We start from the raw sequence: 11,830 nt of genomic DNA, 5'->3' as shown, positions 1-11,830 counted from the left end.
TTACCCGAGGTTCCTGCAATGCCCGAATTCAACGCTCCGCTGCGCGACATGCGCTTTGTCCTGCATGAAGTGTTCAACGCACCCAAGCTCTGGGCGCGCCTGCCAGCCCTGGCCGATACCGTGGACGGCGACACCGCCGACGCCATTCTCGAAGAAGCGGCCAAGGTCACCGGCAACCTGATCGCCCCGCTCAACCGCAGCGGCGACGAGGAAGGCGCCAGCTGGCACGCCGGGCAGGTGCGCACCCCGGCCGGTTTCAAGGAGGCCTACAGCACCTATATCCAGGGCGGTTGGGTCGGCCTGAGCGGCAACCCGGCCTACGGCGGCATGGGCATGCCGAAGATGCTCGCGGTGCAGTTCGAGGAAATGCTCTACGCCGCCAATTCCAGTTTCGCCCTGTACTCGGCCCTGAGTTCCGGGGCCTGCCTGGCCATCGATGCCCACGCCAGTGAAGCGCTGAAACAGCTGTACCTGCCGCCGATGTACGAAGGCCGCTGGGCCGGCTCCATGTGCCTCACCGAGGCCCACGCCGGCACCGACCTGGGGATCATCCGCACCCGCGCCGAACCCCAGGCCGACGGCAGCTACCGCATCAGCGGCAGCAAGATCTTCATCACCGGCGGCGAGCAGGACCTGACCGAGAACATCATCCACCTGGTGCTGGCCAAGCTGCCGGACGCCCCGGCCGGGCCCAAGGGCATCTCGCTGTTCCTGGTGCCAAAGATTCATGTGGACGCCAACGGCAATCTCGGCGCGGCCAACGCGGTGAGCTGCGGTTCCATCGAGCACAAGATGGGCATCAAGGCCTCGGCCACCTGCGTGCTGAACTTCGACGGCGCCACCGGCTGGCTGATCGGCGAGGCCAACAAGGGCCTGGCGGCGATGTTCACCATGATGAACTACGAGCGCCTGTCCATCGGCATCCAGGGTATCGGCTGCGCCGAGAACTCCTACCAGAACGCCCGCACCTACGCCCGCGAGCGCATCCAGAGCCGCTCCCCGGCCGGCCCGGTGGCCAAGGACAAGATCGCCGACCCGATCATCGTCCACCCCGATGTGCGGCGCATGCTGCTGACCATGAAGGCCATGACCGAAGGCGGCCGGGCCTTCGCCAGCTACGTCGGCCAGCAGCTGGACCTGGCCAAGTTCGCCGACCAGCCCCATGAGCGGCACAACGCCGAGGCCCTGGTGGCGCTGCTGACCCCGGTGGCCAAGGCGTTCTTCACCGACACCGGCCTGGACAGTTGCGTCCTGGGCCAGCAGATCTTCGGCGGCCACGGCTACATCCGCGAATGGGGCCAGGAGCAACTGGTGCGGGATGTACGCATCGCCCAGATCTACGAAGGCACCAACGGCATCCAGGCCCTGGACCTGTTGGGGCGCAAGGTGGTGGGCAACGGCGGCGTGGCCCTGCGCCTGTTCACCGGCGAGATCCGCGACTACGCCTACCTGCCCGGCGCCGCCTACGCCGCCGAGCTGCTGGATGCGGTGCAGCGCCTGGAAGACCTCAGCGACTGGCTGCGTGAACAGGCGGCGCAGAACCCCCACGCATTGGGCAGCGCCTGCGTCGAATACCTGCAGCTGTTCGGCTACGTGGCCTACGCCTACCTGTGGGCGCGCATGGCCCAGGTGGCCGAGCACAAGCGTTCCGAGGACGACGGTTTCTACGGTGCCAAGCTGGCCACCGCGCGCTTCTACTTCAGCCGCCTGCTGCCGCGCATCCTCAGCCTGGAGCAGAGCATCCGCGCCGGCAGCGCCTCCTTGTTCGGCCTCGACGCCGAGCACTTCTGAGCCCCTGGGCAGGGCGCCCGGCGCCCCGCCCCGTGCTGGCAAAAAACCGCCGCCCGCAGGTGCAAAACCCCGGGCGGCCCGGCATACTCCGCGCACCCGAGCACCGCCCAAGGAAGAAACGTGTTGGCCCCCGCCCTGATCATCGCCAGCTCAGCCATCGTGCTGCTGCTCGGCACCCTGCACCTGATCTACACCTTCGCCACCGACAAATTCCAGCCCCGTGACCCGGCCCTGGCCGAACGCATGCGCCAGGTGTCACCGATGATCACCCGCCAGACCAGCCTGTGGCGGGCCTGGGTCGGCTTCAACGCCAGCCACAGCCTGGGCGCCATGCTGTTCGGCCTGGTCTATGGCTACCTCGCCTGGCTGCACCCGGCCCTGCTGCTGGAGGCCCGTGGCTTGCTGCTGATCGGCCTGGGGTTTCTCGCCAGCCTGTGGGTGCTGGCGATTCGTTACTGGTTTCGCATTCCCCTGGCGGGCATTAGCCTGGCGCTGGTGCTGTTCAGTGCGGGCACCCTGCTGCTTTTCAGCTGACTGACACCCATTGCGCAGCAGCCCTGGCCCTGGCCGACATCCATGAGTCCCACAGCCCCCGGCCATGGCCCGGGGCAAATCACCCACTTCGAGTTTGCCCATGTCCCGCCTGTACACCCTCTGGTCCCGGCTCTACTACCCGCTGTGCTGGATCGCCGTCGCCGCGCCCACGGCCACCATGATCCATTGCAACCTGAACCTGATCGTCCCCCGGGACGTCGGCGGCACCCTGTTCGGCGGTTCCATGGGTTTTCTGATGTACCTGGGCGGCTGGGCCCTCAGCGTCCTGGGCCTGTTGCTGGCGCTGCTGACCCGGGTACCCGGCGCGCGCCTGGCCTGGATCGTCGCCGGGCTGGTGCAGTTGCTGCTGGGCCTGTGGTGGCGGATCAACTACCCGGATGATTTCGACGGCAACCTGATCTTCAGCATCCAGGCCCGGGAGCTGGACTACGTGATCGTCTTCGGTTTTGCCCTGATCTACAGCGGGGTCTACCTGTTGCGCCAGCAGCGGCTCAAACCGCGTCCGCCCGCCCATCGCAAGCTGCTGTTGCTGCGGACCCTGTGGGCCCTGGTGCTGGGGGCGGCCTTCATCCTTCCACCGCTGCAGGCCATCACCCGCAAGCCCCTGCCCTATTGCGCCTTCGACCGGGCCGGCAATCAGTTGAGCATATGCCTGGGCCCTGGCACCCGGGTGATTGTCGACTGAGCGTCCCCCTGACTTCATTCCTCCTTTTCTCGACCTTGATGAGTGTGCCCATGTCTCGCCTGTTTACCCTGTGGTTGTGGCTCTACCGCCCTCTGTGCTGGATCGTCGTTGCCGCGCCCTTGTCGCTGATGCTGCTGTGCGACGTGCAGATGAGGCAGCCGCGGGATGTCAGCAGCACGCTATTCGGTGGGGCCATGGGCTTTCAGCTGTACCTCTTTGTCTGGGTGCTGTGCCTGATCGGCCTGGCCGTGACCCTGCTGACCCGGATGCCCGGCGCGCGCATGGCCTGGCTGATGGCCGGGCTGGTGCCGCTGCTGCTGGGCGCCTGGTGGCGGCTCGACTACCCGGATGACCAGGACGGCAGCCTGGCCATCAGCCCCCAGAAGTGGGAGCTGGAGTACATGATGGGCATCACCTGTGTGTTCGTGGTCAGCGGCCTGTACTTCTACTGGCGCCGCCGCCTCGCCCCGCGGCCCGCCGCCGACAACGCCGATGAGCTGTTTCTGCAGACCCTGTGGGCACTGGCCCTGGCAGCAGCCTTCATCCTCCCGCTGCTGAGTTTCATGCAGCCGTAATTGCGCCCCGCTGCGCCCTCGCCCCGTCCGGCCATGCCCCCGGCCGGGCATAAAAAAGCCCCGAACCGGTCGGGGCTTTTTTCCTGCCTGGGCGCTAGCCACCGGTGGCGGCCGGTCGTTGCCTGCGCGCCGGCAGGGCGGCGGCAAAGGCCATGGCCTCTTCCCGGGTGCCGAAGGTAGCAAGCCGGTCACCCGGCGTGCAGACCTTCCAGGGCCCGTGGTTGACGCTCAAGACCTGATAGCCGTTGATCTGCAGTTTGCTCAGCAGCGGCGTGCTCATGGACACCTCCTTTTTCCTCGGCGAGCCTGGGGCTTGGGCGTTTTACCTTACACCCGCCACACCGCCCGGCGACTGCCGCATGTCGGCGCGCCGGGTCACTTCTTCAGGTTGGCCAGGGGATCGTAGGCCCGCGAACGCTTGCGCCGATGCTCGGGTTCAGGGCGGTCCAGGGGTGCCCTGGCCGGGCCTACCGGGTCGACCTGGGGGTCGGCCAGGTCTGGCGAATCGGGGTCGAAACCCGGGTCATGATGATTCGAGGCATGCTCGGACGAGCGCGGCCCCGTGGGGTTCTTGGCAGTCATGGGCAGCTCCTGTGCCAGCCTGGAAAAGGCCGGATACAGAGCTTGGATCACGATTCGTGGCCAGGGTGCCGCCGAGCGGACCAGCGGCCAGCGGCCAGCGGCAAATTGCATTGTGCTGCCGGGCGTCGCAGGATGGCGCCTGGCCCATAACCGCTCAAAAGGACGTGTTCATGACGATTCGTGCCGTGGTTTTCGATTTTGGTGGCGTGCTGTTCGACTGGAGCCCGCACCACCTGTACCGCCAGCTGATCCCCGACGATGAGCGCCGCCAGTGGTTCCTCGACACCATCTGCACCCAGGCCTGGAATACCCGGCAGGACGCCGGCCGCAGCCTGGCCGAGGCGACCCGCAGCCTGGTGGCCGAGCACCCCGACCATGCCCCCTTGATCGAGGCCTATTACGGGCGCTGGCCGGAAATGCTCAAGGGGCCACTGGATCAGGGCGTAGCCCTGCTGGAAGAACTGCACCAGGCGCAGGTGCCCCTGTTCGGGCTGACCAACTGGTCCCGGGAAACCTTTCCCTATGCCTGGGACAATTACCCGTTTCTGCAGCGCTTTCGCGACATCGTGGTGTCGGGGCAAGAGCGGCAGATCAAGCCGGATGCCGAGATCTATCACACGACCCTGGAGCGCATTCGTGCGCATTTGCCGGGGGTGGCCCCCGAGGAACTGGTGTTCATTGACGACCATGCGCCCAATATCGTCGCCGCAACGGCGCTGGGGTGGCATGCGATTCATCATGTGACGGCGGCTGAGACCCGGCGCCAGCTAGAGGAGTTGGGGCTGGTTTGAGAGGGGCGCTTGCCCCGGAGGAGCTGGCTTGCCAGCGAAGGCGTCCGCCCAGGCGCGGCATGACTTGCGGGCCTCTTCGCCGGCAAGCCGGCTCCTACGACCAGCGCGTAAAAGCGCTTGGCTCTTGATCTTCAGGCCCCCTCCCGCCCCGAAAAAAACCACCCCTCTATCGCCATCCGCAATCACCTCCCGCCTGCATATCGCCCTTTGGAATGTCTCCAAAATCAACCCTTTACCGACCGTGAATCCACCGGTCGGAAACCCACAAAATCAATGTGCCATTACCCTGCCAACTCCACCCGCGCTGCTTAACTGCAAAAGCTGCCAAGTAGCGCAGCACCCCATCCACACCCACGGAAGGCAAACGCCATGAGCAATGCATCCCAACATGTGATCCCCCCCTACGGAGTCGCCATCCAGTCGGCCATCAGCGAAGGCAAGCTGCCCCAGATGAAAGCCCTGCTGGCCAAGCGCGATCCGGCCAGGAACGAACCCAAGGATCTGCACGACGCCTACGAACAGCTGGCCAAGGAAGTCGCCCGCCTGGAACGCCGCTGATCGCGGTTCCCCTGTCATTGAATGGAGGCAAAGCAAATGTCCGGCAACTATTCGCAAGCCGAAGGCCTGTTCCCCCTGAGCTACCGCATCGGCACCTCGCAACCCGGCGCACCCACCCTGATCCTCAACCTGCTGGTCTATACCCCGGAACACAGTGTGCGCGGCACTTCCAGCATCACCCAGGCGGTCAACCCGCCCCTGGACCTGCACAGCGATGTCTGGGGCCAGTACACCTACCTCACCGTCATGCCGCCCAGCACCAGCAAGATCCTCATCACGGCCCAGGGCAACCAGGGCAGCCCGGGGTCGAACTCGGTGATCAACTTCAAGCTGCACCTGGTGGTCAGCGATGACTGGAAGGAAGGCGTAGCCAACTATCAATACTACAACGGCCACAGCTGGGTGACGGTCAACCAGGTGCCCGCCCACCTGCAGGAAATCGTGCAGTCCAGCACCCTGTCGGCCCCTTTGCACCGCAGCCAGCCCAACCATCCGCTGCCGCCGATCTCGGCGCTGTACGGGGCGCCGATCCACGGTGCAATCGCCAGCGGTGACCTGGCGCAGATGAATAGGCTGCACAAGGTCGCCACCCAGCAACTGGAACAGCTGCCGCTGATCCGCACCGCACTGGTGGCCGCCAAGGCCGAGATCAGCCAGCAGGAGCGGCGCTGAGCCCGGCCGTCCATCGAACCTGATGTCTTCAAGAAGATAAGGAGTTGCAGCATGACAATCGGACTGTTCCATACCCGCCTCATCGTCGCCAACCCCGTGATCGGTGGGCCGGTGCTGACCCTCGACCTGCTGGTCGATACCCCGAAGAAACGTGTCAGCGGCGTTGCCCGCGTGACCCAGAGCACCTCGCCACCGGTGCAGTTCCATGCCGACGTGTGGGGCGACTACTCCCAGGTCAAGCTCGACCCCTCCAGCGAGGGGCACATCATCCTCAGCCTGGCCGGCAACCCCAGCGGCCCCACCAGCCAGATCGCCGAGACCTTCCACCTGCAGGGCATCCTCGGCCTGGACTGGGCCAGCGGCTTCGCCAGCTACAAGTACCAGTTCCAGGGGCACTGGCACGTGGTGCAACACGCCGCCGTGAGCCCGGCCCCGGTGGAGCAGGCGCAGGCGGCGGACTACGCCAGCCAGGCCGGCCCGGCCGCCGAAGTGCGCCACCCGCTGTATGCCGTGGCGCTGCAGCAGGCCCAGGCCAGCGGCGACCTGGCGCGGCTCAAGGCACTGGTGGCCCAGGGCGAGCAGCAACTGGCCAACGCTGACAACCTGACCCAGGCGGTGCAGCAGTTGCAGGCAGAAATCAGCCGCCTGGAACAGCGCTGACCACCAGCACCCGGAGCCGCCCGCCGCGGCCCCGGGGGCTGCCACAAAACGAGCGCGCCATTGCGACACAAGGAAGGCGCGCCTATTTCGATGGGTTGGAGCCGCGCACCGCCGGGTGCGAAAGGAACTCTCATGTCAGACCGTCTCCCCGCCCGCTACCTCAGCGAAACCGACCTCAAGCGCTTTGTCCCGGTGCACGTGGTCTGGGAAATCACCCTCGCCTGCGACCTCAAGTGCCTGCATTGCGGCTCCCGCGCCGGGCATCGGCGCCCGGGCGAACTCAATACCCAGGAATGCCTGTCGGTGATCGATTCGATCGCCGCCCTGGGCACCCGGGAAGTCACCCTGATCGGTGGCGAAGCCTATCTGCGCAAGGACTGGACGCGGCTGATCCAGGCCATCCACGACCACGGCATGTACGTGGCGATCCAGACCGGCGGGCGCAACCTGACCCCGGCCAAGATGCAGGCCGCGGTGGACGCCGGGCTCAATGGCGTCGGCGTCTCTCTGGATGGCCTGGCGCCGCTGCATGACGCGGTGCGCAACGTGCCCGGCTCCTTCGACAAAGCCCTGGATACCCTGCGCCGGGCCAAGCAGGCCGGCCTCAAGGTCAGCGTCAACACCCAGATCGGCGCCGCCACCCTGCCCGACCTGCCGGCCCTGATGGAGCTGATCATCGACGCCGGCGCCAGTCACTGGCAGATCCAGCTGACCGTGGCTATGGGCAATGCGGTGGATCACCCCGAGCTGCTGCTGCAGCCCTACCAGTTGCTGGAGGTGATGCCGCTGCTGGCGCGCCTGTACCGCGAAGGCGCCGAGCGCGGGCTGCTGATGAATGTGGGCAACAACATCGGCTACTACGGCCCCTACGAGCACATGTGGCGCGGCTTCGGCGACGACCGCGTGCACTGGAGCGGCTGCGCCGCCGGGCAGACGGTCCTGGCCCTGGAGGCCGACGGCACGGTCAAGGGCTGCCCGTCCCTGGCCACCGTGGGTTTCTCCGGTGGCAACGTGCGCAGCATGAGCCTGCACGACATCTGGCACTACAGCGAAGGCATCCACTTCGGCCGCCTGCGCTCGGTGGACGACCTGTGGGGCTACTGCCGCACCTGTTACTACAACGATGTCTGTCGCGGCGGCTGCACCTGGACCTCGCACTCGCTGCTGGGCAAGCCGGGGAACAATCCCTACTGCCACTACCGGACCCTGGACCTGGCGAAAAAGGGCCTGCGCGAACGCATCGTCAAGCTCGAAGACGCCGGCCCGGCGTCGTTCTCGGTGGGCCGTTTCGACCTGATCACCGAACGCATCGACACCGGCGAGGCGGTATCGAGCGTCAACGACAGCGGCCAGGTGATCAAGCTGGCCTGGGTCAACCAGGGCCAGGCGTCGCCCGAGGAAGGCCGCATCCCGCCGCGCCTGGCCCTGTGTCGCAGTTGCCTGGAGTACATCCTCGCCCATGAAAGCACCTGCCCGCACTGCAACGCCGATGTCGCCGCCGCCGAAGCCCGGCACCAGGAAGACCGGCTGCGCCAGCAGGCGCTGATCAACACCCTGCACCGGTTGCTCGGCACGCCCCAGGAGCAGCCGCGCCTGTAACCCCCGCCCGCACCGCCGCCGCGCCCCCAATGGCGCGGCGACGGTTATATCGCCACGGGCGAGCATGGAAAAACCATCTATAAAAAAACCTCCGCGCAGGGCCGATAGCGGCTTTGCTATGGAAGTTCGACCACAGGCCCGCGTGCCTGCCCGTTACCTGCGACCGGAGCACAGCATGAAAATCAACCCCTACCTGGTGTTCAACGGCACCTGCAAGGCCGCCTTCACCTTCTATGCCCAATGCCTGAACGGCACCCTGGAAATGATGATGACCTTCGGTGAAAGCCCGGCCCGTGATCACATCTCTGCCGACTGTCACGAACGCATCATGCACACCCGCCTGAGCGTCGGCGACCAGGTGCTGATGGGCTCGGACACCACCCCGGAGCTGCCCTACCTGGGCATCCACGGCTGTTCGATCTCGCTGAACATCGACAACGCCACCGAAGCCGAACGGGTATTCGCCGCCCTGGCCGAACAGGGCAACGTGCAGATGCCCCTGGAAGCCACCTTCTGGGCCGAGCGCTTCGGCATGCTGGTGGACCGCTTTGGTGTGCCATGGATGGTCAATTGCGAGAAGCGCCAGTAACCCTGGCCCACCTGACTACCAACATTGCCCTCCTTCAGGAAGTTCTGGGTGGCTTCCCGGGGAGGTCAATCCGTTGCGGATGTAGCAGCCAAACCAATTGTCGGAAGCGGATATTCCTGCGACCAATGAGGACGAAGACCAGATTAGTTTGCTGTTTCGCTCCGAAAACAGCCCTCATGGGCCAACAATAGAGGACTCCCTAGAGGGACTGAGGGTATACTCGCCGCCAAATTTACCTCTCGCCCCTTAGCTTGACGGGGACTTGGGCCTATAAGGTCCGGCAGCAGGACGATGCTCTTGAACCTAAAACAGAAACTAAAACAGGAACAGATTCTGAACACGAAAATCAAAACATCATCGTCGTAAATAAAACCATTGACTCAGTGCAACCCAGAATTACTTTATCACTTAAACATATGCAAAAAACATAGACCAACCCAAAGACCAACTCATTCCGACAAAATTAAATAGAACACCAAAACCACTCTAAGAATAGATTCCTGTAAAAACCAGAATAAAATAGGCGAGAGCGAATGACAGACGACAACATAAGCGAAACATATCCAGCACCAGATAAAAACCGCCAACACCACACTCGCGCCTACTTCATACTATTTGCATTTATTTTCATCACCTTCACCCCCCTTATATATAAGCTCTCAACAATTGGCGGCGACTATATTGCACACCTGAAATGGGCGAGCGATATGGAAGATAACGGCACTCTCATGCTGCCGCACCCGCTATACCATCTACTCACGATCCTCACTAAAAATATTCTAAGTGTCAATTACGCCATAGCCTCCACCATCATCATAGTTTCCGCCATTTACCTGCTGGCGATCTTAAACTATAAAGTCCTCAGCCGGTACACCTCAGCTAAAACAGCCACGCTTGTGTCAGTATGTTTACTAGTGGCCAGCCCCCTCCAGATCCTTGCGGTATTTGACCATCATTTCTATTTTGGCTATGTGGGGCTTACGATTTATCATAGTCCAACAATGCTCCTGCTCAAGCCACTAGCCCTCATCGCTTTTTGCTACACATTAAAATCTTTCACCGAAACCTCAGGCAATACACTCTCAAGAGGCACGCTACTGGCAATTTCAATTTTTTTCTGCGGAATATCAAAGCCAAATTTCCTTATTATCATTTTGCCAGCACTGATTTTGTTTCTCATCGCAACCCAGCAACTGAAAAGCAGCCTGAAAAGCGCATATATTTACTGGGCTTTTTTCCTGCCGACAGTATTCGTGCTCAGTCTTCAGTTTCTGCACACCTACTTCTACCAAAGCCTTTCAATAGAAACCGCAAATGAGGAAAGCCACGTTCTATTTCTGCCTTTTGAAAGCATGGCCCACTACTCAAAATACTTGTTCATCAAGCTGATTCTATCTATCGCATTCCCACTTCTTGTACTCTGCTACTACCCTAAAGAGTTCATCAAAGACAAGGCACTGCTTCTCGCATCGCTCTGTCTCTTGATGGGGCTAACTTTGACTTACTTCTTTTCTGAAAGTGGCTACCGGATGTATGCCGGAAATTTTTGGTGGAGCGGTCAGATTGGCCTATATTTGAGCTTTCTTTTCTCTGCGGCATTCCTGCTAAAAAACAAAGAAGCTTTTACAGCAACAATAAGCAACGTAAAAAAATATAAACGCTGCGTCATCTTGTTTTTCGCACACACTGCATTCGGAGCACTCTACTACTTCCTAGAGCTCTGTTTTCGCTATCAAAAATTCTGGTAAATCCCGAACTCCCCTTTAAACCTATAAATGATAAGCACAGTGGAAAATCCAAAAGAAAAACCTCACATTTCTGTCGTCGTACCTGTTTACAAGGCTGAAAATTCGCTGATGGAGCTTTATGCGCGATTGAAAACATCGCTGGAAGAGATCACACCAAATTTTGAAATCCTGTTGATTGAGGACTGCGGCGGTGATCGCTCCTGGGATTTAATAAAACAGTTGGCAAAGGTCGATCCAAGAGTGCGGGGAATTCAGCTAAGCCGGAACTTCGGCCAGCATTACGGCATCACTGCGGGTCTCGATAGTTCCCGAGGAGATTGGGTTGTGGTCATGGACTGCGACCTACAGGATCGTCCTGAAGAAATTCCCCGGCTATATGCCAAGGCACAGGAAGGGTACGACATTGTCCTGGCTCTACGAGGTTTAAGAAAAGACTCTGCAATAAAGCGCCTAGGCTCGTGGTTTTTTTACAAGACGTTCAGTTATCTTGCCGACTTTGAGTATGACGGGAATAGCGGTAACTTTCGAATAATTTCCCGCCAAGTTACTGACAATCTGTGCCAAATGCGTGAACAGTTGCGCTTTTTTGGCGCCTTGGTCCACTGGATGGGCTTTACCAGCACCGGCATTGATGTCGAGCACTGCGAACGAGGCCACGGCAAAAGCACTTACACTTTCTCCAAACTCTGGAGTCTGGCCATGGATACCATTATCGCCTATTCGGACAAACCACTTAGGCTTGCAGTAAAGCTCGGCTTTACAATGGCCTCACTTTCATTCATCTATGGCATCTACCTTATGATCACCACCTACTTTCATGGCACGGTAGTACAAGGTTGGACCAGCCTCATGGTATCTATTTTCTTCATTGGCGGAATTGTCATCTCCATTCAAGGCGTAGTCGGCATATATATAGGCAAGACATTCGACGAGACTAAAAAGCGTCCGCTTTATATCGTCGGACGAAAAACCTTCTAGCCTGAATACTGGCAGTTCCACTACCCCTTCAACTCCAAAGCCAAATA

General features: G+C 61.3%; 14 protein-coding genes. 12 read left to right on the top strand and 2 right to left on the bottom strand.

Annotated elements, in window-relative coordinates; all coding sequences use genetic code 11:
• The first annotated feature begins 18 nt into the window (after positions 1–18).
• From ABCR88_RS11800 to ABCR88_RS11785, 4 genes are all read left to right on the top strand, one after another.
• Complete coding sequence (locus tag ABCR88_RS11800; RefSeq protein WP_350404588.1) at positions 19–1,791, top strand: acyl-CoA dehydrogenase C-terminal domain-containing protein; 1,773 nt, start codon at positions 19–21, stop codon at positions 1,789–1,791.
• Positions 1,792–1,911: 120 nt separating this feature from the next.
• A complete protein-coding gene (locus ABCR88_RS11795; RefSeq protein WP_169893976.1) occupies positions 1,912–2,325 on the top strand; it encodes a hypothetical protein in 414 nt (137 codons plus the stop codon).
• Positions 2,326–2,425: 100 nt separating this feature from the next.
• Complete coding sequence (locus ABCR88_RS11790) at positions 2,426–3,031, top strand: hypothetical protein (protein WP_350023866.1); 606 nt, start codon at positions 2,426–2,428, stop codon at positions 3,029–3,031.
• A 50-nt stretch (positions 3,032–3,081) separates the two neighbouring features.
• Positions 3,082–3,606: a hypothetical protein gene (locus tag ABCR88_RS11785; RefSeq protein ID WP_350404587.1), complete on the top strand. Its 525-nt coding sequence runs from the start codon at positions 3,082–3,084 to the stop codon at positions 3,604–3,606.
• 94 nt (positions 3,607–3,700) lie between these two features.
• Here the strand turns inward: ABCR88_RS11785 and ABCR88_RS11780 are convergent, their stop codons facing one another.
• The gene (locus ABCR88_RS11780; RefSeq protein WP_041117115.1) at positions 3,701–3,886 is read right to left on the bottom strand and encodes a DUF2188 domain-containing protein; all 186 of its coding nucleotides are present in this window, start codon (positions 3,884–3,886) and stop codon (positions 3,701–3,703) included.
• Positions 3,887–3,981: 95 nt separating this feature from the next.
• Positions 3,982–4,188 (bottom strand): DUF6021 family protein, encoded by a 207-nt coding sequence (locus ABCR88_RS11775; protein ID WP_015634945.1) that lies wholly within the window; start codon positions 4,186–4,188, stop codon positions 3,982–3,984.
• A gap of 170 nt (positions 4,189–4,358) precedes the next feature.
• Here ABCR88_RS11775 and ABCR88_RS11770 point away from each other — a divergent pair, with 170 nt between their 5' ends.
• The 8 genes from ABCR88_RS11770 to ABCR88_RS11735 all read left to right on the top strand — a co-directional run bounded on the left by ABCR88_RS11770 (position 4,359) and on the right by ABCR88_RS11735 (position 11,783).
• The gene (locus ABCR88_RS11770; RefSeq protein WP_041117113.1) at positions 4,359–4,979 is read left to right on the top strand and encodes an HAD family phosphatase; all 621 of its coding nucleotides are present in this window, start codon (positions 4,359–4,361) and stop codon (positions 4,977–4,979) included.
• Positions 4,980–5,348: 369 nt separating this feature from the next.
• Positions 5,349–5,537, top strand: coding sequence for a DUF1843 domain-containing protein (locus ABCR88_RS11765; RefSeq protein WP_041117111.1), 189 nt, complete (start codon positions 5,349–5,351; stop codon positions 5,535–5,537).
• 36 nt (positions 5,538–5,573) lie between these two features.
• Positions 5,574–6,209: a DUF1842 domain-containing protein gene (locus ABCR88_RS11760; RefSeq protein WP_350404586.1), complete on the top strand. Its 636-nt coding sequence runs from the start codon at positions 5,574–5,576 to the stop codon at positions 6,207–6,209.
• A 51-nt stretch (positions 6,210–6,260) separates the two neighbouring features.
• The gene (locus ABCR88_RS11755; RefSeq protein ID WP_011060454.1) at positions 6,261–6,869 is read left to right on the top strand and encodes a DUF1842 domain-containing protein; all 609 of its coding nucleotides are present in this window, start codon (positions 6,261–6,263) and stop codon (positions 6,867–6,869) included.
• A 132-nt stretch (positions 6,870–7,001) separates the two neighbouring features.
• Positions 7,002–8,468 (top strand): GDL motif peptide-associated radical SAM/SPASM maturase, encoded by a 1,467-nt coding sequence (locus ABCR88_RS11750; protein WP_350023863.1) that lies wholly within the window; start codon positions 7,002–7,004, stop codon positions 8,466–8,468.
• Between the two features lie 175 nt (positions 8,469–8,643).
• Complete coding sequence (locus tag ABCR88_RS11745) at positions 8,644–9,057, top strand: VOC family protein (protein ID WP_350404584.1); 414 nt, start codon at positions 8,644–8,646, stop codon at positions 9,055–9,057.
• 533 nt (positions 9,058–9,590) lie between these two features.
• Positions 9,591–10,805, top strand: coding sequence for a hypothetical protein (locus ABCR88_RS11740; RefSeq protein ID WP_041117104.1), 1,215 nt, complete (start codon positions 9,591–9,593; stop codon positions 10,803–10,805).
• Positions 10,806–10,844: 39 nt separating this feature from the next.
• The gene (locus ABCR88_RS11735) at positions 10,845–11,783 is read left to right on the top strand and encodes a glycosyltransferase family 2 protein (protein ID WP_197731928.1); all 939 of its coding nucleotides are present in this window, start codon (positions 10,845–10,847) and stop codon (positions 11,781–11,783) included.
• Positions 11,784–11,830 lie beyond the last annotated feature (47 nt).

The sequence above is a fragment of the Pseudomonas sp. W17 genome, assembly GCF_040268305.1.
Taxonomy (GTDB): domain Bacteria; phylum Pseudomonadota; class Gammaproteobacteria; order Pseudomonadales; family Pseudomonadaceae; genus Aquipseudomonas; species Aquipseudomonas protegens.
This window is presented reverse-complemented; position numbering and strand designations above follow the sequence as displayed.

Bases quoted from the DNA above. Each gene is read 5' to 3' on its own strand.
- ABCR88_RS11765 (WP_041117111.1), top strand. From the start codon at position 5,349: ATGAGCAATGCATCCCAACATGTGATCCCCCCCTACGGAGTCGCCATC.
- ABCR88_RS11740 (WP_041117104.1), top strand. From the start codon at position 9,591: ATGACAGACGACAACATAAGCGAAACATATCCAGCACCAGATAAAAAC.
- ABCR88_RS11755 (WP_011060454.1), top strand. From the start codon at position 6,261: ATGACAATCGGACTGTTCCATACCCGCCTCATCGTCGCCAACCCCGTG.
- ABCR88_RS11780 (WP_041117115.1), bottom strand. From the start codon at position 3,886: ATGAGCACGCCGCTGCTGAGCAAACTGCAGATCAACGGCTATCAGGTC.
- ABCR88_RS11750 (WP_350023863.1), top strand. From the start codon at position 7,002: ATGTCAGACCGTCTCCCCGCCCGCTACCTCAGCGAAACCGACCTCAAG.
- ABCR88_RS11785 (WP_350404587.1), top strand. From the start codon at position 3,082: ATGTCTCGCCTGTTTACCCTGTGGTTGTGGCTCTACCGCCCTCTGTGC.
- ABCR88_RS11745 (WP_350404584.1), top strand. From the start codon at position 8,644: ATGAAAATCAACCCCTACCTGGTGTTCAACGGCACCTGCAAGGCCGCC.
- ABCR88_RS11760 (WP_350404586.1), top strand. From the start codon at position 5,574: ATGTCCGGCAACTATTCGCAAGCCGAAGGCCTGTTCCCCCTGAGCTAC.
- ABCR88_RS11770 (WP_041117113.1), top strand. From the start codon at position 4,359: ATGACGATTCGTGCCGTGGTTTTCGATTTTGGTGGCGTGCTGTTCGAC.
- ABCR88_RS11800 (WP_350404588.1), top strand. From the start codon at position 19: ATGCCCGAATTCAACGCTCCGCTGCGCGACATGCGCTTTGTCCTGCAT.
- ABCR88_RS11790 (WP_350023866.1), top strand. From the start codon at position 2,426: ATGTCCCGCCTGTACACCCTCTGGTCCCGGCTCTACTACCCGCTGTGC.
- ABCR88_RS11775 (WP_015634945.1), bottom strand. From the start codon at position 4,188: ATGACTGCCAAGAACCCCACGGGGCCGCGCTCGTCCGAGCATGCCTCG.